The sequence below is a fragment of the Marinobacter sp. M1C genome, assembly GCF_023314135.1.
Lineage (GTDB): Bacteria > Pseudomonadota > Gammaproteobacteria > Pseudomonadales > Oleiphilaceae > Marinobacter.
Genome location: NZ_CP092289.1, coordinates 1,036,596 through 1,054,623 on the forward strand (window position 1 = coordinate 1,036,596; position 18,028 = coordinate 1,054,623).

General features: G+C 51.3%; 31 protein-coding genes and 3 pseudogenes. 12 read left to right on the plus strand and 22 right to left on the minus strand.

What is annotated here, in order from left to right:
• Window positions 1-7: 7 nt before the first annotated feature.
• The 7 genes from MIH19_RS04930 to MIH19_RS04970 all read right to left on the minus strand — a co-directional run bounded on the left by MIH19_RS04930 (window position 8) and on the right by MIH19_RS04970 (window position 5,283).
• Entirely contained in the window at window positions 8-1,978 is a 1,971-nt protein-coding gene (locus MIH19_RS04930; protein ID WP_249007815.1) for a hypothetical protein, read from the minus strand.
• 49 nt (window positions 1,979-2,027) lie between these two features.
• Window positions 2,028-2,456 (minus strand): pilin, encoded by a 429-nt coding sequence (locus MIH19_RS04935; protein WP_283164097.1) that lies wholly within the window; start codon window positions 2,454-2,456, stop codon window positions 2,028-2,030.
• A gap of 234 nt (window positions 2,457-2,690) precedes the next feature.
• Window positions 2,691-3,125, minus strand: a complete 435-nt coding sequence (locus MIH19_RS04945; RefSeq protein WP_283164098.1) for a pilin — start codon at window positions 3,123-3,125, stop codon at window positions 2,691-2,693.
• A 367-nt stretch (window positions 3,126-3,492) separates the two neighbouring features.
• Window positions 3,493-3,729, minus strand: a complete 237-nt coding sequence (locus MIH19_RS04955) for a hypothetical protein (RefSeq protein ID WP_249007816.1) — start codon at window positions 3,727-3,729, stop codon at window positions 3,493-3,495.
• A gap of 252 nt (window positions 3,730-3,981) precedes the next feature.
• Window positions 3,982-4,413, minus strand: coding sequence for a type II toxin-antitoxin system HicB family antitoxin (locus tag MIH19_RS04960; protein ID WP_249007817.1), 432 nt, complete (start codon window positions 4,411-4,413; stop codon window positions 3,982-3,984).
• 40 nt (window positions 4,414-4,453) lie between these two features.
• Window positions 4,454-4,636, minus strand: a complete 183-nt coding sequence (locus MIH19_RS04965) for a type II toxin-antitoxin system HicA family toxin (RefSeq protein WP_249007818.1) — start codon at window positions 4,634-4,636, stop codon at window positions 4,454-4,456.
• A 104-nt stretch (window positions 4,637-4,740) separates the two neighbouring features.
• Window positions 4,741-5,283 (minus strand): hypothetical protein, encoded by a 543-nt coding sequence (locus MIH19_RS04970; RefSeq protein WP_249007819.1) that lies wholly within the window; start codon window positions 5,281-5,283, stop codon window positions 4,741-4,743.
• A 134-nt stretch (window positions 5,284-5,417) separates the two neighbouring features.
• Between MIH19_RS04970 and MIH19_RS04975 the strand changes: the two genes are divergently transcribed.
• The 5 genes from MIH19_RS04975 to MIH19_RS04995 all read left to right on the plus strand — a co-directional run bounded on the left by MIH19_RS04975 (window position 5,418) and on the right by MIH19_RS04995 (window position 7,135).
• The gene (locus MIH19_RS04975; protein WP_249007820.1) at window positions 5,418-5,684 is read left to right on the plus strand and encodes a YlcI/YnfO family protein; all 267 of its coding nucleotides are present in this window, start codon (window positions 5,418-5,420) and stop codon (window positions 5,682-5,684) included.
• Window positions 5,681-5,980 (plus strand): type II toxin-antitoxin system RelE/ParE family toxin, encoded by a 300-nt coding sequence (locus MIH19_RS04980; protein WP_249007821.1) that lies wholly within the window; start codon window positions 5,681-5,683, stop codon window positions 5,978-5,980. Before MIH19_RS04975 ends, MIH19_RS04980 begins: the two co-directional genes overlap by 4 nt.
• A gap of 236 nt (window positions 5,981-6,216) precedes the next feature.
• Entirely contained in the window at window positions 6,217-6,333 is a 117-nt protein-coding gene (locus tag MIH19_RS22515; RefSeq protein WP_349292920.1) for a hypothetical protein, read from the plus strand.
• A 1-nt stretch (window position 6,334) separates the two neighbouring features.
• The gene (locus tag MIH19_RS04990; protein WP_249007822.1) at window positions 6,335-6,637 is read left to right on the plus strand and encodes a helix-turn-helix domain-containing protein; all 303 of its coding nucleotides are present in this window, start codon (window positions 6,335-6,337) and stop codon (window positions 6,635-6,637) included.
• 117 nt (window positions 6,638-6,754) lie between these two features.
• Complete coding sequence (locus tag MIH19_RS04995) at window positions 6,755-7,135, plus strand: helix-turn-helix transcriptional regulator (protein WP_249007823.1); 381 nt, start codon at window positions 6,755-6,757, stop codon at window positions 7,133-7,135.
• 31 nt (window positions 7,136-7,166) lie between these two features.
• Here the strand turns inward: MIH19_RS04995 and MIH19_RS05000 are convergent.
• A pseudogene (locus MIH19_RS05000) lies at window positions 7,167-7,286 on the minus strand (type II toxin-antitoxin system RelE/ParE family toxin); the annotation flags it as partial.
• 142 nt (window positions 7,287-7,428) lie between these two features.
• Between MIH19_RS05000 and MIH19_RS05005 the strand changes: the two are divergent.
• Window positions 7,429-7,617: pseudogene (locus tag MIH19_RS05005) on the plus strand (ATP-binding protein); the annotation flags it as partial.
• A 109-nt stretch (window positions 7,618-7,726) separates the two neighbouring features.
• Here the strand turns inward: MIH19_RS05005 and bamE are convergent.
• From bamE to MIH19_RS05025, 4 genes are all read right to left on the minus strand, one after another.
• Entirely contained in the window at window positions 7,727-8,200 is a 474-nt protein-coding gene (bamE, locus tag MIH19_RS05010) for an outer membrane protein assembly factor BamE (protein WP_249007824.1), read from the minus strand.
• Between the two features lie 263 nt (window positions 8,201-8,463).
• A complete protein-coding gene (locus MIH19_RS05015; protein WP_249007825.1) occupies window positions 8,464-8,736 on the minus strand; it encodes a type II toxin-antitoxin system YafQ family toxin in 273 nt (90 codons plus the stop codon).
• Window positions 8,736-8,993 carry a type II toxin-antitoxin system RelB/DinJ family antitoxin gene (locus MIH19_RS05020; protein WP_249007826.1) on the minus strand — a complete coding sequence of 86 codons (258 nt, stop codon included), beginning with the start codon at window positions 8,991-8,993 and terminating at the stop codon, window positions 8,736-8,738. Before MIH19_RS05020 ends, MIH19_RS05015 begins: the two co-directional genes overlap by 1 nt.
• Before the next feature lie 351 nt (window positions 8,994-9,344).
• A complete protein-coding gene (locus MIH19_RS05025; RefSeq protein ID WP_249007827.1) occupies window positions 9,345-9,839 on the minus strand; it encodes an MgtC/SapB family protein in 495 nt (164 codons plus the stop codon).
• 59 nt (window positions 9,840-9,898) lie between these two features.
• On the opposite strand from MIH19_RS05025, the gene MIH19_RS22405 reads away from it, so the two are divergent.
• Window positions 9,899-10,021: a hypothetical protein gene (locus MIH19_RS22405; protein WP_283164099.1), complete on the plus strand. Its 123-nt coding sequence runs from the start codon at window positions 9,899-9,901 to the stop codon at window positions 10,019-10,021.
• 168 nt (window positions 10,022-10,189) lie between these two features.
• Window positions 10,190-10,705 (plus strand): sn-glycerol-3-phosphate transporter, encoded by a 516-nt coding sequence (locus MIH19_RS05030; RefSeq protein WP_249007828.1) that lies wholly within the window; start codon window positions 10,190-10,192, stop codon window positions 10,703-10,705.
• 309 nt (window positions 10,706-11,014) lie between these two features.
• Here the strand turns inward: MIH19_RS05030 and MIH19_RS05035 are convergent, their stop codons facing one another.
• Both MIH19_RS05035 and MIH19_RS05040 read right to left on the minus strand, forming a co-directional pair.
• On the minus strand, window positions 11,015-11,101 hold the full coding sequence (locus MIH19_RS05035) for a type II toxin-antitoxin system HicB family antitoxin (RefSeq protein ID WP_249008946.1): 87 nt from the start codon (window positions 11,099-11,101) through the stop codon (window positions 11,015-11,017).
• A 101-nt stretch (window positions 11,102-11,202) separates the two neighbouring features.
• Complete coding sequence (locus MIH19_RS05040; protein ID WP_249007829.1) at window positions 11,203-11,334, minus strand: type II toxin-antitoxin system HicA family toxin; 132 nt, start codon at window positions 11,332-11,334, stop codon at window positions 11,203-11,205.
• A gap of 279 nt (window positions 11,335-11,613) precedes the next feature.
• Here MIH19_RS05040 and MIH19_RS05045 point away from each other — a divergent pair, with 279 nt between their 5' ends.
• Together MIH19_RS05045 and MIH19_RS05050 are read left to right on the plus strand one after the other, a co-directional pair.
• A complete protein-coding gene (locus MIH19_RS05045; protein ID WP_249007830.1) occupies window positions 11,614-11,964 on the plus strand; it encodes a DUF2784 domain-containing protein in 351 nt (116 codons plus the stop codon).
• Window positions 11,965-12,150: 186 nt separating this feature from the next.
• The gene (locus MIH19_RS05050; protein ID WP_249007831.1) at window positions 12,151-12,408 is read left to right on the plus strand and encodes a helix-turn-helix transcriptional regulator; all 258 of its coding nucleotides are present in this window, start codon (window positions 12,151-12,153) and stop codon (window positions 12,406-12,408) included.
• A 31-nt stretch (window positions 12,409-12,439) separates the two neighbouring features.
• On the opposite strand, the gene MIH19_RS05055 is transcribed toward MIH19_RS05050, so the two are convergent.
• The 7 genes from MIH19_RS05055 to MIH19_RS05085 all read right to left on the minus strand — a co-directional run bounded on the left by MIH19_RS05055 (window position 12,440) and on the right by MIH19_RS05085 (window position 15,576).
• The gene (locus MIH19_RS05055) at window positions 12,440-12,730 is read right to left on the minus strand and encodes a type II toxin-antitoxin system RelE/ParE family toxin (RefSeq protein ID WP_249007832.1); all 291 of its coding nucleotides are present in this window, start codon (window positions 12,728-12,730) and stop codon (window positions 12,440-12,442) included.
• Window positions 12,720-12,968, minus strand: coding sequence for a type II toxin-antitoxin system Phd/YefM family antitoxin (locus MIH19_RS05060; RefSeq protein ID WP_249007833.1), 249 nt, complete (start codon window positions 12,966-12,968; stop codon window positions 12,720-12,722). The genes MIH19_RS05055 and MIH19_RS05060 overlap by 11 nt, the downstream gene beginning before the upstream one ends.
• 178 nt (window positions 12,969-13,146) lie before the next feature.
• Window positions 13,147-13,401, minus strand: coding sequence for a type II toxin-antitoxin system RelE/ParE family toxin (locus MIH19_RS05065; protein WP_249008947.1), 255 nt, complete (start codon window positions 13,399-13,401; stop codon window positions 13,147-13,149).
• A 26-nt stretch (window positions 13,402-13,427) separates the two neighbouring features.
• The gene (locus tag MIH19_RS05070; protein ID WP_249007834.1) at window positions 13,428-13,700 is read right to left on the minus strand and encodes a CopG family ribbon-helix-helix protein; all 273 of its coding nucleotides are present in this window, start codon (window positions 13,698-13,700) and stop codon (window positions 13,428-13,430) included.
• Between the two features lie 160 nt (window positions 13,701-13,860).
• Window positions 13,861-14,445: a histidine phosphatase family protein gene (locus MIH19_RS05075; protein ID WP_249007835.1), complete on the minus strand. Its 585-nt coding sequence runs from the start codon at window positions 14,443-14,445 to the stop codon at window positions 13,861-13,863.
• A gap of 32 nt (window positions 14,446-14,477) precedes the next feature.
• Complete coding sequence (locus MIH19_RS05080; protein WP_249007836.1) at window positions 14,478-14,684, minus strand: hypothetical protein; 207 nt, start codon at window positions 14,682-14,684, stop codon at window positions 14,478-14,480.
• A 148-nt stretch (window positions 14,685-14,832) separates the two neighbouring features.
• Complete coding sequence (locus MIH19_RS05085; RefSeq protein WP_249007837.1) at window positions 14,833-15,576, minus strand: ParA family protein; 744 nt, start codon at window positions 15,574-15,576, stop codon at window positions 14,833-14,835.
• Between the two features lie 332 nt (window positions 15,577-15,908).
• Here MIH19_RS05085 and MIH19_RS05090 point away from each other — a divergent pair.
• Window positions 15,909-16,619 (plus strand): annotated as a pseudogene (locus tag MIH19_RS05090) (acyl-CoA dehydrogenase family protein); the annotation flags it as partial.
• 226 nt (window positions 16,620-16,845) lie between these two features.
• Entirely contained in the window at window positions 16,846-17,031 is a 186-nt protein-coding gene (locus MIH19_RS05095; RefSeq protein ID WP_249007838.1) for a hypothetical protein, read from the plus strand.
• 41 nt (window positions 17,032-17,072) lie between these two features.
• On the opposite strand, the gene MIH19_RS05100 is transcribed toward MIH19_RS05095, so the two are convergent.
• Entirely contained in the window at window positions 17,073-17,873 is an 801-nt protein-coding gene (locus tag MIH19_RS05100; RefSeq protein ID WP_249007839.1) for a dienelactone hydrolase family protein, read from the minus strand.
• Between the last annotated feature and the right edge of the window lie 155 nt (window positions 17,874-18,028).

Genomic DNA, 18,028 nt, shown 5'->3' on the forward strand with positions numbered 1-18,028 from the left:
TCAGATATTAGTGTGACCCAGACCGGCTTTGTTCTGCAGGCGGCTCTTTGGCGCCTGCAATATCATTTTCTACCACCTCGATAAAATGCTCAACTTCGTCAAGAGGGGGAGATTCTACAGCGGCGCGCCCAGTTATTTCACCGGACTGAAGTCTTTCTCTGACAAACCTCGCATCCTCCAGAGCTTGCACTAAGAGACCTGCACTCGCCTTATGCGCGGCAATGTTCATTCTCGTGTGCAGTGACGAACGGGACTGCAATGCTTTATCGAGCATTACCAGACCCTTTTTTTGTTCACCGTTCTGCAACAGCGCCAAGCCATGATAGTAGTGCAGTTGAGCGTATGCCAGCGCACTTGGCGAGGTATAACGGGAGCTGTTCAATAATTTTTCTGTAATTACCAAGGCGTCACGAGAGGAAATCCCTTGGCAATTATCGTTAGGCGCGTTCGTTAGGAGGCTGCCTAAAAGGTTAAAGTCAGTGTGCCTGTACGGGCCCATTTCAGCGAGCGACTTTACTGCCGTGAGATCTTCAGACCGTGCGCCCCCTGTCATACACTGAACCAACACTTGCGTCAGGCGTAAACGGAAGTCATCCGGGATACGCTCCGCAGCCTCGTTTAGGAGATGCCTGGATTCAAGCACTTGTCCGCTCATAAACAGCATTTGCGCTGCTTCAGTCTGGGAACGGACAGAGTCAGGCTTTTGGGTTGCCCAAACCATTGTGAGCTTCTGGTAGTCCCCCCATAGGCTTGATGCTGAAAACGTAAGGCCAGCCATCACAACGATCATTGCAACGCCAAGGCCTACCTTCAGGCGCGGCTTCAGACTCTGCGACGCCCACAATATCATGGGAAGGAATAGAAAGGCGCTGCCCAGATAAATCCGGTGGTCAAACTTCATCTCGAGACCGATTGTTGTCGACTCGATAGCAAGAGAAGAAAAATAGAAAAGAATCGCAAATGACGTTACTGGCCAGACCTTGCGCTTCATGATTGAAATGCTGATCAGCCCAACAACCAACGCGGCAGAAATGATCGTTGTTACCGGGGCAAACAGCCCACGACTGGTGGCGAAATCGTCATAAAATATCTGCCCTCCAGAAGAGTTTGGGGCAAACCAGCTATACAGATATGACAAAACAACTCTGAACTGTGTCAGCAAACGCTCATACGGTGAAAAATCCCTGGTCCCGTAGTCCTGAAACCAGCTGCCCAGCATCGGCCCTTTCAATAACAGCAAAGCCAAGGCAATAGACGGAAGAATCAGAGCCCCCCACTTCCATAGTCGATTGAGAGATGGAAGACGGCTATTTGCGTTTACGACCGTTGCTTCAAGGGATAACACCATGAGAGCAAGCGCTGCGCCGTTTTCCTTTGAAAACGTGGCGAGAACCGTCCCCAAACCCACACCCACGGTCATGCAGATATAACTTCTTACTGGATTCTCCACCACCCTAAGCCGGCCATACAGGTACAGCCAGATGCCGACAAGACAAAACGTTGTTGACAGCATCGCCATACGCTGAATAACGTACAGCGTTGTTGAAGTCAGGTATGGATGCAGTAGCCAGAGCCCCGCGACCATAAAGGCAACCCACACACCTTGATGGTTTGGAACCGACTCACGAAGCCGCAAAATCTGGAGCGTCACCGCGAACAACAATGTTCCGTTCAACAGATGAAATAGCACATTGGTGTACTTGAAACCGAACGGATCTGCCGGCCAGTTATTCGCATCCAGCAAAAAGGTTAGAAGAGATATCGGCCTGCCGGTGGGCCCAGAAAAACCGCCAAAAACAAACGAATAGAAGGTATCCCAGTTAGTGACACCACCGTATAACCCGAGGGTTTGCAAATTGGGGGCATCATCAAATATAAAGCTACCGTCGAGCCCTGGGTAGTAGACAGCAAAGCCCAGCAGAAGCAAAACAATCCAACTTAAAGCTGCTAACGGCAATTTGTAACGGCTGATGGGCAAAGCTGACACCTATGAAGTAAACATTTATTTTAAAAGGTTTAGATATCCATTATCGGCAACTTTGTGGCAGGTAGCGAGCGTTGCCGGAAAAAGTGCAGCCCCAGACAATAGTGCCGCCTGGCGATGTCACAGGCGTTAACGTAAGAACCTTTCCAGTCAGAAATTCTGAGACATCGTTGCCCAGAGTGACTGAGACTATGCCGTCAGTGACAGCCACCGACTCAACGTAACTGCCTTGTACACTCGCCGCAGCAGGGATACCGTTTGTCTCACTATCGATGCCGACGAAGCTGCCGGTTTTGGCCATAAAAGAACTGGCTATCTCACTTCTTACCCCGCTGGAAACCGTTATGGCTTCGGAGAGCTGAACCCGTGCAAAATAATTTTGATAAACAGGAATGGATAACGCTGCTAATATCCCAACAATCGCAATAACAATCATTAGTTCTATTAGCGTAAAGCCTTTAATGTTAGACATGCCTTATCCTTCTATTCCAGTCTACTTAGGCGCGCGCTTCAATCCGCAATCACCTCCTTATAAGCAGCTGAGGAAGACTGACTGCGATACCCGAAATTGCCATTTCTGCTGACCACAACTATAAAAAGTGCTCTACAGACCACCAATTTTGTTCTGCTAAAAGAAAATGCGTTTGAGACCATTAAAAAAGGCCCGCAATTGCGGGCCTTAGTTCTACTAGCTATAAATTAGAAATTAACGGCAGTTAGTAGGTAGGTACTTGCCAGGAAGGTCCGTACCTTCCCGGCAAGTCCATCTAATACTGCCTGCAGAAGTTACTGCGGAGATTTCGAGAGTCGACCCGTCAATCTGTTCGTTAACGCCTACGCCAAACGTGACCTCAATCACACCGGGGTCGGTGCCAGCATCTACACCGGACACGTAAGAACCCGTGATACTTGTGGGTGCCTGCAGCCCAAGAGAGTCGTTATCGCCTGGGAAGCGCCCAGTGCTGTTGTAAAATTCGGCCAAGGCAGTCTTGGCACCAGAAGCCAGAACCAAACCTTCGGAAACCTGCGCACGAATGGTGTAATCCTGATACGCCGGAATTGCGATGGCTGCCAGAATACCGATGATCGCTACCACGATCATCAGTTCGATAAGTGTAAAACCCTGTTGAATTTTATTCATGTGTTTATCTCCAAGCTTACGTTAATGTTACCCAGATGATAGGGAGGCAGCCTAATATAGACAGAGCATATTCCGCGCCACATTTATCAAACCTTTACATTAACCATTAAAATCAAACAACTAACCGATATGAGGCTTTTGTACGCTGCCCTTCCCACCGCTCTGAAGTGCCCGCCTTAGTCATTTAGTGACAAATTTTGTCACCTCAGTCTCACGTTGGTAATGGCCTTTACTGCCTCTCTTAGATTGGCTTATTGCTATTTAGACGAAGGAAACCAAATACAATTCTGTATAGATACCAGATTCCTGCCGCTATCAGAATGAATATCCCGATGAAGAAATACAGTAAAACAACACCCACAACAGTCTAGAGAATGCTCCACCAAAATGTTCGGATTTGCCAGGAAAAGTGCGACTTGGCCACGTGGCTGGTCAACTCACCCCGTTTGACGTAGTTAATAATCACACCAATGAAGAATGTGATACCTATAAAGCATGACAATGCTTGAAGGCCGTAAACAACCATAGCCAATTGTTTCTCATCCGCAGGAACAACAATGGTGGGTTCTGCAGGTGCCGAAGGGGTGTTGGTTGTGTCGGTCATAGGTAGCTCCTTGAATGGATTCGCGCTACCCGCCATCATAACAAACCTTGATCATGGACAGGCACAACGAATATCCCTATTGATCAGACGCTTATGAGGGTTGAGGGTTGAGGGTTGAGGGTTGAGGGTTGATGGAGTTGATCATGGACAGGCACAGATAATATCCTTATTAATCAAATGTTTACTAAATAACTAGGGACAGGTACACAAGACCTACACAAGATTCCTCTCAATAATCAAAGCGACCCTGCGTTATGCCAGGGTTTTAGCCTTGTCGTGCGATTTACGCATCCTTTCCAAAGCTGCCTCAGATAGAAACGCAGAGCGTGACCGCGCCTCGTTCGGGTGCTCCTTCACATATCTGTCAATCTGACGCAAAACCAAACGGGGCACGGTGATATTGATCTTCTCTGCCTTGCCCAGGAGTGGTGTTACATCGATCTCGATAAAGCCCCACACCGCACCCTCAAAGTCTGCGTTTGTACGGTGCTCGGCAATAGAGTTGGCAGTAGGAATGTCTTCTCCAAATTCTGCTAATAGCTCAAGGTGACCAAGAATTGCCTCACGTGCGTTGTCTAAAGCCTTGTCTTCGTTGCTGCCTGCAGAGAAGCAGCCAGGAATATCGGGCACAGTAACGCCGTAGTTCTTTCCATCATCTGTATGAAGTGCTACTGGGAAACGCATAGCGATTACCTCAAGTGTGATCAGTGGCCCTTTGGGGCCGTTATTTCCAACCGGCCTGCTTCCAGATATTGTTCAACGTACCCTTTGGCAGTTCTGACTTAGGGTGTGGCAGCGTAACCAGCCCCGGCTTTGTGGAATGCTTAAAGTGATGATGGCTCCCATTCACTCGCACCAACTCCCAGCCATCTTTTTCCAGTTTCTTTTTAACCTCATCGCTCGTCACGTTAGTTCCTTCTAATTTATGGTGGTTATTATACCCACTCATTTAGATTAAGCAACTGATTGGTCGTGGACAGGCACAGTTTTACCCGTTGATCATGGCTAGGCTCAAGCTGCTCTTCGCCTATGACAGCGGTAATCGTTGTAGGTTGTTTCAAACTGCGTAGCTCGCTCGCACCAACGGTCTGGGTCGAGGTTAAGGCGCTTTAAAATCGGCAGCATGTTCTCTTCAATAGCGCCGCGCTTGTCTTCACGTGCGATGCGCCCGGTGCAATCAACCAGCGTAAGGTAATCCTCGAACCCGAATAGAATGCCGCGTTGGAAGCCTTTACGGATAACGCCCTCGAAACCCAGAAGGGGTTTTAACGGGACTGTAAAGTTGTTCAAAGCGTGCTGGGCTGTCTGACTTTGTATCGCCTCTGCCAGGTCGAACTGCGGCGCTATGCGCTCTTTTATGCTGGTGTGTTCGGAAGTTTCCGGCGTTGGCGCAATTGCGACTCGAACCGGATTCAGGTCAACGTAGGCCATGCAGGAAAGCACGGCTTCTTCGGTATCCAAAGCCTGTGACTTGAACCGACTTTCCCAGAAATGCCCTGTACAGTTGTCCTCTTTATTGGCTTGCCGCGCTACAGGCTCATTCAAACACTTCATGAACCAGCTTAGTTTTCACCAGAGACAGGCACCGCGACCAGTTCCGCGACCATGCAACAATCGCCGACGTGTTGTTGGCTGGTCGGCTCCAAAAGGTGTATGTTGTATTGCATATGCAATGCAAGGTGTTTGTTATGAAATCAGCCACAATTCCACCACTGCGTGTTACACCTGAATTACGGCAAGCCGCTGAAAGTGTGCTTCAAGAGGGCGAGAGCCTTAGCAATTTTGTTGAAAAATCGCTGGTAAAGCAGATCGAATTTCGCAAGAGCCAAGCGGCATTCATTGCAAGGGGTTTAGCCGCGCGTGAAAACGCTAAAGATTCGGGTAAGTACGTGAGTAAGGAAGGCTCCCTGGAGGCCTTGGACGCTATTCTGGATAAATATCGCGGCACTAAATGAGCTATCAACTGCGTGTATCGGAAGCTGCGCAGGAAGACCTGGAGCGGTTATTTGAGTTTTTGGCGGAGAATGACCCGAGCGCTGCGGTACGTGCTCGCGCAGCGATAGAAAAGGCTTATGAATTTGCCGAGTTAATGCCGTTCGCATGTCGTAAAGCCGACGACTCAAATCCATTTCTTCGTGAGCTTGTTATTGCCTTTGGGGCGGCAGGATACGTTGCGCTGTTTGAGGTTGAGGACGCAAATTACGTCACCATCTTGGCTATTCGCCATCAGCGCGAAGATGACTTTTATTGATTCTCGCTTTTTCAGCTTTGGTGCAGTAGATCCCCAAGACAGGCACTCTCAATAATGCGGACAGAGAAAATGTTCTTGCGGCAATTTTGGTTCTGAAAGGAAAGGGGCCCCTGTTATCACGGCCATACGTAGACAGCGTATACGGGTCTGCTCACAGCAACATGAAAGAATTGCGGATATAAAGTAAAGGTAATCCTATTCGAGCATTCTTTGCGTTCGATCCAACTCGAACAGGCATCGTCCTCTGCGCCGGTGAAAAAACCGGCAAAGAGAAACGGTTTTATGAGGAAATGATTCCCGTAGCCGACCGTGAGTTTTCGGCGCACCTAGAAGAGCTTCAGCGAGGTAAATGACATGGCTAATTCCCTGGACAAACTTTTGGCGAGTGAGAAGCCGGAAGTCATAAAACGAGCGCAGGTTAAATCGGAGAATATTCTGTTAGAAATTCGTTTGAACGAAGTGCGCGCCTTATTGCAGAAAACACAAAAAGAGATGGCAAAGGCTATGGGCGTGACGCAGCCTACGATTGCAAGCATGGAGAAAATTGGAAAAGACTTGAAGCTGTCTTCCATTAAACGGTATGTGGAAAGCGTCGGCGCGAAGGTTCGTCTGGATATTGAGCTTCCGGACGGAACCCACCATGCTATTCCGCTGTGAACTCTGGCTATCTTGTAGTGGCGTAGTGAATTGGGTCTGATCGAGGACAGGCATAACAAATATCTTGTTGATCATGGACAGGCACTATAGCGCGGGTTCAAGAGGAGATGTTTACAAATGAGCGCACAAATTATCGAACGCGAAGGAAAGCCGGAGTATGCCGTATTGCCTTACCATGAGTACGTGCAGTTGATGGAGCTGGCTGAAAGTGTGCGGGATGCGAGAGACGCAAGAGAAGCTATGCGTGAGCTCGACAGCGGCGAGGACGAAGCCATCCCCGCCAACATCGTTGGCCGTTTGATCGCCGGAGACGACCACCCGCTGAAAATCTGGCGGGAGTATCGCAAGCTTACCCAAGCAGCTTTGGGTAATGAAGCCGGGGTGGGCAAGTCCTATATCAGCCAGATTGAAACCGGCAGCAAAACTGGCTCAGCCAAAGTGCTGAAGGCGCTGGCGGAAGCTCTGCAGGTGGATATGGATGATCTGTTGGTAGAGTGATCAGTCGTGGACAGGCACAGGAAGTTGGTATTTAGATTCGTCGGTGAGCCCGACTGTACACCGCACCACGCTCTCGCTTGCCCACGGCGACCACCGTTACAACGATGCGCTCGTCTTCGACCTCATAAACCAATCGGTAACCTGCGCTGCGAAAGTGACTAGGGACAGGCACAACGAAAGGCCCGATTGATCAGATGCTTACAAAGAAGGCCCGCGGATTCGTCCCCGGGCCTTTTTGCTGTCCTGCGCATAAGGAGGCGTTGAAAATCCGACCATGGACAGGCACACATCCCGGCCGTGTCATCGTCACCAGTAACCTCCCATTCTCACAGTGGGCCAGTGCCTTCTATGGCGACACGACATTAACCGCTGCGCTATTGGATCGGCTGTTACATCACGCGCACATCGTCCAAATCCGGTCAGACCATGGACAGGCACTGTTAATTGTGAGATCACAGACGTTCAGCGATTCCATGCAGTAAACGACCCAGAGCAGGTAGCTCCTGCGCCCCAACTGCAGGGGGCGCTAACATCTTTCGGGGGGGATGCCTTGCAGCATTGTTGGAGACGGACGTGTTTGTGTCCGGAAACTCAATTAACCCCGTTAGCGGCATCGACCAGAGCATTGCCGGTCGCGCTTGAGCGGGAATTAGTTTTATAGGCCTTCACCACCTTGCCGGACGTGTTAAAACGAACGACTGTGGTTTCATTAATATTTCCACTAAAGTGAGTTATTTCTGAGAAAGGGTAAGACCAAATCTCGCCACCGTTTGAGTTGTCGATTTCAGGCGGATTGCCAATAAGCTGTTCAACCTCTGCAGATCTCATACCCACTTCAATTTGCGCCAGCTGAGCTTCAGTCACCTGCACGCCATTGCGGTATGGCTGAAACAGGCCACCCACAGCTGAGCCAATCCCGGAAGCAACACCTTTCACCGCGCTGCCTACATTTTGGGCCGCACTGCTTAGACCTGAATCCTGGCCACCGTTTGAAGCGCAACCGGTTAGCACTACGCCGAGCGCTGCGATTACCAATCCTTGTTTAGCTTTTAAAATCAACTTCATGAACAGCCTTTCTTTTGTGTTAGTGGACGATCGATACTGTCGAGGCCAGTATAAAAGAAAATATACGATAGATCATACGATGATGAGATTTGTAAAGAATTAATCTTACAGGAATCTGATCATGGACAGGCACAACGAATACGGATTCGTCCCCTGAAATCTGATCATGGACAGGCATAAATTACCCTATCTTTCCTACTCATCAGGGACCTATTATTTAGATTTTTCGTCTACGTCTTTGGTAACCGTCCACACAGACGGAACTACTCCTGAAACAAATCCGCGTGCGTTCCGGTTCGGGCTAACTGCAATTCCTTGTCGGTCACTCGGTACAAAAGCAACCAGTCCGGCTCAATATGCGCGTCTCGATAGCCCTTCCAGTTCCCCCGTAAAGGATGATCTTGATAAGCTTCGGGTAACGGTGCCTGGCGAATCAGCAAACTGAGCGACATCTTTAGTTTGTCCAAGTCTTTGCCCCGCTTGCGGGCTTTCTTCACGTCTTTTTTGAACTGGGTCGATTGCACTGGCGTTAGCACTACAACCCCAGATCGTCAAACAGCGCCTGTTCGTGACTGAAACGCTTGCCCTTGCCAGCTTCCAGCTCTTCCATGGCCTTGACCGTTTTGGCATTGGGCACTTGCACCGCAAACGGCAATCGCTGTTCGTCAGCAATCTTGAGCATGAGCAAGCGTATGGCGTCTGAAACGGACAGGCCCATGGCGTCCAGCGCGGCGGTGGCGCGGGCTTTGGTGTCACTGTCGATGCGGGCACGAACTACAGAATCGGTATTCATAAGGGCCTCAATTTAGTTGTAGCGTCAGTGTAGCTACAAACTATCCAGACTTTCCCCGCTCAGCGCAAGTGAAATTTCCCATGGGCATGGGCAATCTGATCAAAAAAAATCTGATTATGGACAGGCACAGCTTAGCCTGACCTGATTGCATAAATATCCGACCATGGACAGGCACACATCCCGGGGACAGATTTGAAATCTGTCCCCTAACGGACCATGGACAGGCACTGGCAGGGATTATCCCAGCTTTGTCTATGAGCTGATGCGCTGCCGTGTACACGTGCGTTGTCAGCTTGGCGACTTGCATGGCCTGTCGCTTGTCGAGCTTTTTGCGCCCGAGCCCGCTTGAGATCAGTCGTCCACCTTTTCCGCAGTTTTGCGCTCCAGCACAAGCGGCAACAGCTGCAAGATAATTAATGCCAGCAACGTAGTCATAATGGCCACCACTTCCTGGCCCAGACCTATCGCGACACCCATGGCGGCGGTCAGCCACAAACCAGCCGCGGTCGTCAGACCCCGGATATTGGACAGCGACTCGCTCTTGATGATGGTGCCCGCACCAAGAAAGCCGATGCCGGCCACCACACCTTGGATAACGCGACTGATTGAGTCATTGAAAGTGCCGGTGGGATCTGCGCCAATGACAAACAACGCGGCGCCTAGGGACACCAGCATATGGGTGCGCAAGCCCGCGGCCTTGCCCTGACTTTCACGCTCATAGCCGAGCACTCCGCCGAGCAAGACAGCCAGCACCAATCTCACCCCGACGCGTGTGTTCTGCTCGATATCGTTGATATCTGAAAACTCCGCGGTGACGGTTGCGACAATCACTTCCCATACGGACATCCTGTTACTCCTTATGTTGCACTGCGCTGCAGGGCGGGCGCTGAGCTCGCGCCCGTTACATGTTAAAGAATTTAACGACCCTGATAAAAAAACCGAGCCAGAACAAAACCGAGCAACTCATGTCTCTGGGCGGCGGAATGATGATGCTGCTGCTGCTGCGTAAGGGCATTACCCGCCCCTGATTAATCGGCGCAGTTTACTCATCGGAGTGGCATAATCTGGCCATGGACTAGCATAACAAACATCCCCGAACTCAATACGCCGGGATTTCTTCACGATGAAGTTAATCCAGCTTCCAAAAGACTGTGCTTTTGAATCTAGATATCAAAGGTTTGCCAGGAGGCATGTTTATGTTTTTAAAACATTTTCTTGTGTGTCGACGATATCGGCTGGCGCTGTTTTTGTTGGTTGTCCAAATTTTTTTCCAAGTTCACGCCGATGTTCTTCGCGAAGGTGAGAGCCTGATGCTGCAGGGCGGCCCTTATGTGCTGCATTGGAATGAAAATGATAAGGACTCAAAAAGAAACTCGTGGCCGGCGCTGCTGGGTGCTGAGTGGGAGAACGCTGAGCGCTGGGAGCTGGGAACTGCCGTTTTCAGAAATTCGTTTTACCAGTCCAGCGTTTATGTCTATGCCGGTCGGCGCTGGTTTCTGCCCCGGGTTGCCGATGGGCTCTACGTCAAACTGACCGGCGGCCCGCTTTACGGTTATCGCGGCGAGTACGAAAAGAAGGTGCCATTCAACTATAACGGCCTCGGTTTAGCGGTGTTGCCGGCATTAGGCTACCAGTACGGAAAGGCAAACGTGCAAACCGTTTTTCTAGGCACGGCGGCGGTTATTTTTACGTTTGGCTATGAGTTTGACTGAGGAGCCCCGTGAATGTCTCCCTACGGTAACTCCTCATTTTCCAACACGAGATGAAACCCACCAACGCCTCACTCTACTCGATATTTGTGGTACAGGTTGTAACCTTTCTCTCTGTACCAGGCCTGCCGCATCTGATCATGAAACTGATCATGGACAGGCACAACGAATATCTCGATTGATCAGATGCTTACCAAGAAGGCCCGCGGATTCGTCCCCGGGCCTTCTTGCTGGTCTGCATATAAGGGTGCGTTATGGTCAGCCGGTGCAACGGCTATAGCGCGACAATTAACTTGGCCGGTCCGTATTGCCTCAGTAAAGAATCAAACTCATAGCCGGATTGTCTAAAGCCTTGTCTTCATTGGTGCCTGCAGAGAAGCAGCCAGGAATATCGGGCACCGTAACGCCGTAGTTCTTTCCGTCATCTGTATGAAGTGCTACTGGGTACTGGGAAACGCATAGCGATTACCTCAAGTTTAATCAGTGGTCCTTCGGGACCGTTATTTCCAACCGGCCTGCTTCCAAATATTGTTCAATGTACCCTTTGGCAGTTCCGACTTAGGGTGTGGCAACGTAACTAGCCCCAGCTTTGTGGGATGCTTAAAGTGATGATGGCTCCCATTTACTCGCATCAACTCCCAGCCATCTTTTCCCAGTTTCTTTTAACCTCTGGTTGGACATTACCGCATAAGCCACAGACCATGAACAGGCACACATCCCGTCATAAGCTAGCTTCATTGAAAATGATTTGTTCAAATGACCATGGACAGGCACAAATCCCGCAAATCCCGGGGACAGATTTGAAATCTGTCCCCTAACGGCCCAGGCCCCAAACCGGCGCGTTAGGAGGTTTTATCGACTTCAGTACGCTGTATTCTTTTGCCGCTGACGCGATACTTATTACGCATGTATTGTTCGTAGCGTTTGTCGTTTTCGGGCTGATACTGGTTTATGCAGGCTTTTTTCTGAAGTGGCAGTGGGTGAGAAACGTGTGGTTCCGTAGCGTGCACCTGGTTGCAATCGGCGTTGTGGTTTTGCAATCTTGGTTTGGTTTTGTTTGCCCGCTTACAACCTGGGAAATGGGTCTGCGGGCGAGGGCAGGTCAAAATGTTTACGATGGTTCTTTCATGGCACATTGGCTGCACCAGATTTTATATTTCCAAGCGCCGCCGTGGGTCTTTATTGCCTGCTACACCGCTTTTGGTGGGCTGGTGTTGCTCAGTTGGTTTCTGGTTCGACCAAACCTTGCCTCTCGAAATTGATTTTCGTAGATGGAATCATAATGTAGTGGTTTACTGAGCACCTTAAAACGCCTATTTCTCGCCTGTGTCGTCGTCTTCAACCTCGTCCGGATGCTCCTGCTTATAACGCTCCCAGTCTTCCCAGTCATGAGGCGTTCCAGCATGGGTTTTTTCAGGTGCCTGGCATGCTCTTTCGCAAAAGAAGCTATGCGTGAGCTCGACAGCGGCGAGGACGAAGCCATTCCCGCCAACATCGTTGGCCGTTTGATCGCCGGAGACGACCACCCGCTGAAAATCTGGCGGGAGTATCGCAAGCTTACCCAAGCAGCTTTGGGTAATGAAGCCGGGGTGGGCAAGTCCTATATCAGCCAGATTGAAACCGGCAGCAAAACTGGCTCAGCCAAAGTGCTGAAGGCGCTGGCGGAAGCTTTGCAGGTGGATATGGATGATCTGTTGGTAGAGTGATCAGTCGTGGACAGGGACAGGAAGTTGGTATTTAGATTCGTCGGTGAGCCCGACTGTACACCGCACCACGCTCTCGCTTGCCCACGGCGACCACCGTTACAACGATGCGCTCGTTTTCGACCTCATAAACCAATCGGTAACCTGCGCTGCGAAGTTTGATTTTGTAGCAGTTCTTGAGATCGGATAGGGCGTCTGGCGGCACGTGAGGATCGTCGAGCCGCTGTTTGAGCTTTTTCTTAAACTGAGCCTGCAGCGCCGGTGCGAGCTTCTTCCATTCTTTAAGGGCAGAGGGTTTGAATTCTAGAGCGTACTTAGAGCTCATTCAGGGACACCGGGATGCTGCGTTCTGATCGGCGCGACTCCACCAGGCGAGCCAATTCTTGATCGTCCAGGCGATCCAGCATAGCCTCGTAAACATCCGCTGGCACGCAGTAGAATGCTGGTTTATTTCGGTTCAAAACAACGATGGGAAACCCCTCGCCGGCACTAACAGCTGCCATTGGGTTTTTCTTTAACTCCGAGATACTAGCCGCAATTTCGGTATAAATGGGTTGAGTCATGGACGAACCTCCTGAGACCTATTAACAGGTCATATATTATCAAAGATACTCAAACCTTGCATCTCGCAACTTTTGTGTTCGGCGACTACTGGATTGATCACCATCTGATCATGGACAGGCACAACGAATACGGATTCGTCCCCTGAAATCTGATCATGGACCGGCACAAATTAATCTATCAAAAGCCCGCTTCTTTTTGGTGCCGGAAGGCCAGAACATATACTGCATCGTCGGCCGGTTCATGGTGGTACAGGGCCACATACCCGGAGTTCCCGAAGGCAATAACTAATTCGCGCAATTCAGGCATTTCAGCGAACGGCCGGCCAATACCCGTGGCTGTTTCCAAAAACAGGAAGTGCCGTTCGATGGTTTGTCCTGCCCGCCTACTGGCTTCCGGGGCTTTGGCGGCTAAGAATTTGCGGCATCGTTCCAGACCTTTCGCAGCGCCTTCGGTGATGATTACTCGTGGCACTCTGGCGCCGCCTTCTCATCATCGTTGCCCCAAGTATTCAACCAGGCGCGAGCTTCTTGGCCGGTCAGGTGTCTGCCGGTTTCCTTGTAGGCTGACCAAGACGCTAAGGCCTCCTGCTTGAAACTCTCGCGTGCTTCCTCGCGCTCAACGTACTGCTGTATGGCTTCCAGCATGATCCAGTGCGGAGAGCGGCGGCGTTGGTTGGCGATGTGATGAACGCGGCTTTTTAGTGTGTTGTCGATTTTGAGAGATGTTGCCATGAGTAAGCCTCGTATCACTTGGTAGTACTTAGTGATAATTTAACGCCTTTTTGCGCCAAGAGTCCATTTCTGAACGCTATAATTCGATCGTGGATATCTTGGACAGGCACGATCAATTCAGAACAATAGGTAATGGAAAGGAAAATGAGATTCCGAGGTGTCAATCCGACGGCGATACGCGAGCCAAAACCTTGGGGTTCTCTGACAGCGGCAGCGAAATGATGACCCCTTCGTTTGACGACGGGTATACGTCCGCCAGTGCGGTAATATTCACCTGGTGCGACACCATAATCACCGGTTTGCCCGGCGGCATCTCGTTCACTTGTTTAACGGTCTGCTGGGTTTGCAGCCTTCCATCACCACGCCCCAGAAAGAACGAATTTAACGACGGCCACTCGGTTACGGAGCCCGTGTCCATCCCGTTCGCTGTGTCCAGGCACCGGCACCATTGGCTGCTGAACACCCGGGCTTCATTAATACCCCGCGCCGCCAGAAAAGGCTTCCACGCCCGCGCTTGCCTGCGGCCCTCTGCGTTCAGATTACGTTGGGTACTGCAGTCCTCCAGTTGAAAAGATTCCGGATCGCCAAAGCCCGGCGCCAAAGCATGACGCAGTACCAGCAGCGCCTTGCCTTCTTTCAGTGCCTGCCAGGCAGCATTTTCATCGGGAGTAGCGCCAGCCGCCGCCGGCCCGGACGTCAGCGCCAACATAGCTGTCACAAGCAGGCAGCGAATAAGTTGAGTCATGAAGTAATGGTTCGCTGAGGACTTTAAAACGCCTATTTCTCGCTTGTGTCGTCGTCTTCCACCTCATCCGGATGTTCCAGCTTATAACGCTCCCAGTCTTCCCAGTCATGAGGCGTTCCGGCATGGGGTTTTTTCAGGTGCCGGGCATGCTCCTTCGCGTTATGTTGCAGGCTGTGGTCCTGTTTTTCTTCCTCGTCGTAGCCGTGCTTCTTCAGAAAGTCCGTTGCGCTGATTGGCATCTCGAAATACCTCCGGGGTTACCCATGCTCTTAAGCATATTACGCTGGTTTTCCAGCGGCGGATTTGCGGGTGGTGGTGGTGTGTTTGAGTATAGCAGAGCGTGAGTATGGACAGGCACAGCTTGGTTTGGGCGTGCATAACCCGATTTCACCGCAGGTCTTTTTTAATACTGGTCCAAAGCTGGCGATAAGCGCCGGCCGCTGCGCTTCTGGCATCCAGTTTTTCCAGAGGCTGGCCTTCTTCGCCCATACGCTCAACCACGCTTGCGTAGGGTATTGCCACGTTAAGGCAGTTGCCTGTCAGCTCCGAACCACGTTCAACCAATTCCCGGTGCAGCTTCTTGCGGCGATCGACCATAGAGAAAAACGGGCGCAGCTTTTTAACACCCAGTTTTTTGCTCTTGGCAAAATCGTGCAGCTGGTTCCAGCTGTTCATAGACAGCCAGGTAGGCACCAGTGGCACGTAAACCTGGTCTGCCACTTCCAGTACCTGTTCGGTTAATCGTGACAGCGTAGGCGGGCAGTCCAGAATCACCAGGCTGGTTTCTTCGGAGAGTGGGGCAAGCAGTTTTTTGAGTTGGTTGCCATCGGTTTCCTGATCAAGCTTGATGTCGAAGTTGCGGAAACTCGAGTGTGCCGGGATAAAATCCAGGCGGGGGTAAACATCACTATGGATAAATTTGGCGATGGGCGATTTGCCCTCAAGCAGCTTGGAGAGTTTGTTGCCTTTGAGCGGCTCGGCGCCGGAAAGATAGAAGCTGGAGGCGCCCTGAGGGTCGAGATCCCACAATAGAGTCTGGCAGTTGTCCTTGCTTGCAAGGTATGCAACGTTCACTGCCGCCGCCGTTTTGCCAACTCCGCCCTTGGGACTATAGAACGCAATAATCCTCATTGCCGCCCTGTTCCTGTATTGAATCCAGTGAATTGAGACCTACAGGGTAACAGGCGTTTGGTTCTGCTTGATGACACTTTTATGACACAGCCTGATCACGTACAGACACAGATCAGCCCTGCGCGGAAAAGCGGATCTTGGGCGAGCATAAATACGTCATAGACCGGTGAACCACAAAATTAAAACAGTCGTATGAATTGACGCTGAACAATAAGACCAAAGAACCCGATTGAGGAGAGTGCTCATGAAATACCAGGCCCGGCAAATGATCTTCGTTTTTGTTGTTTGATGTACTGGGCGTAGACCGGCTTCATGAGCTGGAAAAATACGCCGATGCCACACCGGATCTGATTTCTGCGGTTATTGATGAAGCCGGCAAACTGGCGGCCGAAGTGATTCAGCCGACCAACCAGGCCGGTGATTGCGAAGGCTGCCATTACTACCCCGAAACCCACGCCGTAACCACGCCTGAAGTGTTCAAGCCGGCCTACAAAAAGTTTGTAGAAGGTGGCTGGAACGCACAGGATGCGCCGGTGGAGTTTGGCGGGCAGGGGCTGACCCACGGTGCTATTAGTGCACTGCATGCCCACGGTTCCGGTGAGTTCAAACAAACCTATCTGGAAAAACTGGTATCCGGCGAGTGGACGGGCACCATGTGACTTACGGAATCCCAGTGTGGCACCGACTTGGGCCTGATTCGCTCCCGCGCTACGCCCAACGCAGATGGCAGCTACGCGATTGAGGGCACTAAAATCTGGATTACCGGCGGTGAACACGATCTAACCGACAACATTGTGCATCTGGTGTTGGCAAAACTGCCCGGCGCGCCTGACACCACAAAAGGCATTTCTCTATTTATAGTTCCCAAGGTTCTGCCGGAGTCTGGCGAGCGCAATCCGGTGTTCTGTGGCGGCCTGGAACACAAAATGGGCATTAAAGGCCCCGCGACCTGTGTTATCAATTTTGAGAATGCCAAAGGCTGGATGGTGGGCGAACCCAATGATGGCATGCGCGCCATGTTTACCAGGATGAATGAAGCGCGCTTTAAACTGAGCCTGAAAGGCGGGCAGCTTGTGCGCACCCTGTTTGGCGTATTCGAGAGCTACCTAAAGGACAACCCGGAAGCACCCCATCGCGATGAGCTGAAAGGCGCTGTAAGTACGCTGGAAAAGGCCACTCTATGGCTGGCGACCAAGGCTCCAAAAGATCCGGAGCAAGCAGGTGCTGCTGAACCTTTCGACCGTGCTTATTGGCTTTTATGGCGCCCGGTTGTTCGCACTTAATCGTCAGCAAAGCATTTCGATCACTTTGGAGGCTGGCCTCCAGAACAGTGGCCTGTCGATGTTGTTGGCGCTGGGTATGCTGAACAATTACGCGATGTCGCTGGTACCCGCGATTTACACTGGGGTGATGTTTATCACCGCTGGCGTAGTAGGTGGTGGTGGAGAGCGCTGAATCCGGCCGGATTCAGCGCTCTCCCTGCTGCGCACGAAAGACTACTGGGCGAAGATGTCCCTATAGAACGCCATTGTGCCTTCCCAGGCACGATTTGCGGCTTCTTCATTATAGGCCATGGGCAACCCAAACTTTTCACCGGTATCGTCAGCCGCTTTGGAGGTGAAGGAGTGCTTGACGCCGGGGAACACAGTCAGGCTAAGATCTGCACCGGCTTTGGTCATTTCACTGACAAAGCCGGTGACCTGCTCCACTGGAACGAACGGATCAGCGCCACCGGTGTAGGCCAAAATCCGAGCCGTAACTGCGCCCTGTTCGGGCTGAATGTCGCTACCCAGTGATCCGTGCAGGCTGACGACGCCGTCAAGATCGAGGCCGAGCCGTGCCATGTTGAGCACGACAGCACCACCAAAACAATAACCCTGGGCCGCAATCCGGGATTCGTCGACCGTTTCATGGTCCTGCAGAATGCTCATGGCCTCGCGGAAGCGGGCTTCGAGTGCCTGTTTGTCGCCCATGGTGGCCTGCATGAACTTCTTGGCGTCGTCAGGATGTTCGGCCAGCTTACCGGTGCCGTACATGTCCAGTGCAAACGCAGTATAGCCCTCTTCAGCCAGCCTTTCGGCCTGGCTGCGGACAAATTCGTTGTGGCCCCACCACTCGTGAACTACCAGTATTCCCGGGCGCTCGCCCTCAATATCGTCGTCATACACCATGTAGCCGGTGAAGGAATCACCATCGACGGTATACTCCACCGTTTCAGACACTATCTCGGCAAAGGCTGCAGTAGTGAAAACGAGAGAGGTCGCCGCGGTAAGCGCGAGCCGTTGTATCATGTTCATTGTCCGGATCCTTTTGCTTTGGTTATTGTAAGGCCTGATTGTTCACTGTTCATAAGTGGCCGCTCCGTGCCATATTATCGGGACTGCCTGTTGCCCGGTCTGGCGCTACGAGTTTAGATACAGGCACTTAATACAATAACACGATTAATTGGAGG

Bases quoted from the DNA above. Each gene is read 5' to 3' on its own strand.
- MIH19_RS04945 (WP_283164098.1), bottom strand. From the start codon at position 3,125: ATGAATAAAATTCAACAGGGTTTTACACTTATCGAACTGATGATCGTG.
- MIH19_RS05055 (WP_249007832.1), bottom strand. From the start codon at position 12,730: ATGAGCTCTAAGTACGCTCTAGAATTCAAACCCTCTGCCCTTAAAGAA.
- MIH19_RS04935 (WP_283164097.1), bottom strand. From the start codon at position 2,456: ATGTCTAACATTAAAGGCTTTACGCTAATAGAACTAATGATTGTTATT.
- MIH19_RS04995 (WP_249007823.1), top strand. From the start codon at position 6,755: ATGAGCGCACAAATTATCGAACGCGAAGGAAAGCCGGAGTATGCCGTA.
- MIH19_RS05020 (WP_249007826.1), bottom strand. From the start codon at position 8,993: ATGAATACCGATTCTGTAGTTCGTGCCCGCATCGACAGTGACACCAAA.
- MIH19_RS05030 (WP_249007828.1), top strand. From the start codon at position 10,190: ATGTTTTTAAAACATTTTCTTGTGTGTCGACGATATCGGCTGGCGCTG.
- MIH19_RS05040 (WP_249007829.1), bottom strand. From the start codon at position 11,334: ATGCGAGTAAATGGGAGCCATCATCACTTTAAGCATCCCACAAAGCTG.
- MIH19_RS04990 (WP_249007822.1), top strand. From the start codon at position 6,335: ATGGCTAATTCCCTGGACAAACTTTTGGCGAGTGAGAAGCCGGAAGTC.
- MIH19_RS05060 (WP_249007833.1), bottom strand. From the start codon at position 12,968: ATGACTCAACCCATTTATACCGAAATTGCGGCTAGTATCTCGGAGTTA.
- MIH19_RS04970 (WP_249007819.1), bottom strand. From the start codon at position 5,283: ATGAAGTGTTTGAATGAGCCTGTAGCGCGGCAAGCCAATAAAGAGGAC.
- bamE (WP_249007824.1), bottom strand. From the start codon at position 8,200: ATGAAGTTGATTTTAAAAGCTAAACAAGGATTGGTAATCGCAGCGCTC.
- MIH19_RS04960 (WP_249007817.1), bottom strand. From the start codon at position 4,413: ATGCGTTTCCCAGTAGCACTTCATACAGATGATGGAAAGAACTACGGC.
- MIH19_RS22405 (WP_283164099.1), top strand. From the start codon at position 9,899: ATGTTAAAGAATTTAACGACCCTGATAAAAAAACCGAGCCAGAACAAA.
- MIH19_RS05075 (WP_249007835.1), bottom strand. From the start codon at position 14,445: ATGACTCAACTTATTCGCTGCCTGCTTGTGACAGCTATGTTGGCGCTG.
- MIH19_RS04955 (WP_249007816.1), bottom strand. From the start codon at position 3,729: ATGACCGACACAACCAACACCCCTTCGGCACCTGCAGAACCCACCATT.
- MIH19_RS05050 (WP_249007831.1), top strand. From the start codon at position 12,151: ATGCGTGAGCTCGACAGCGGCGAGGACGAAGCCATTCCCGCCAACATC.
- MIH19_RS05070 (WP_249007834.1), bottom strand. From the start codon at position 13,700: ATGGCAACATCTCTCAAAATCGACAACACACTAAAAAGCCGCGTTCAT.
- MIH19_RS05085 (WP_249007837.1), bottom strand. From the start codon at position 15,576: ATGAGGATTATTGCGTTCTATAGTCCCAAGGGCGGAGTTGGCAAAACG.
- MIH19_RS05100 (WP_249007839.1), bottom strand. From the start codon at position 17,873: ATGAACATGATACAACGGCTCGCGCTTACCGCGGCGACCTCTCTCGTT.
- MIH19_RS04980 (WP_249007821.1), top strand. From the start codon at position 5,681: ATGAGCTATCAACTGCGTGTATCGGAAGCTGCGCAGGAAGACCTGGAG.
- MIH19_RS05025 (WP_249007827.1), bottom strand. From the start codon at position 9,839: ATGTCCGTATGGGAAGTGATTGTCGCAACCGTCACCGCGGAGTTTTCA.
- MIH19_RS04975 (WP_249007820.1), top strand. From the start codon at position 5,418: ATGAAATCAGCCACAATTCCACCACTGCGTGTTACACCTGAATTACGG.
- MIH19_RS05080 (WP_249007836.1), bottom strand. From the start codon at position 14,684: ATGCCAATCAGCGCAACGGACTTTCTGAAGAAGCACGGCTACGACGAG.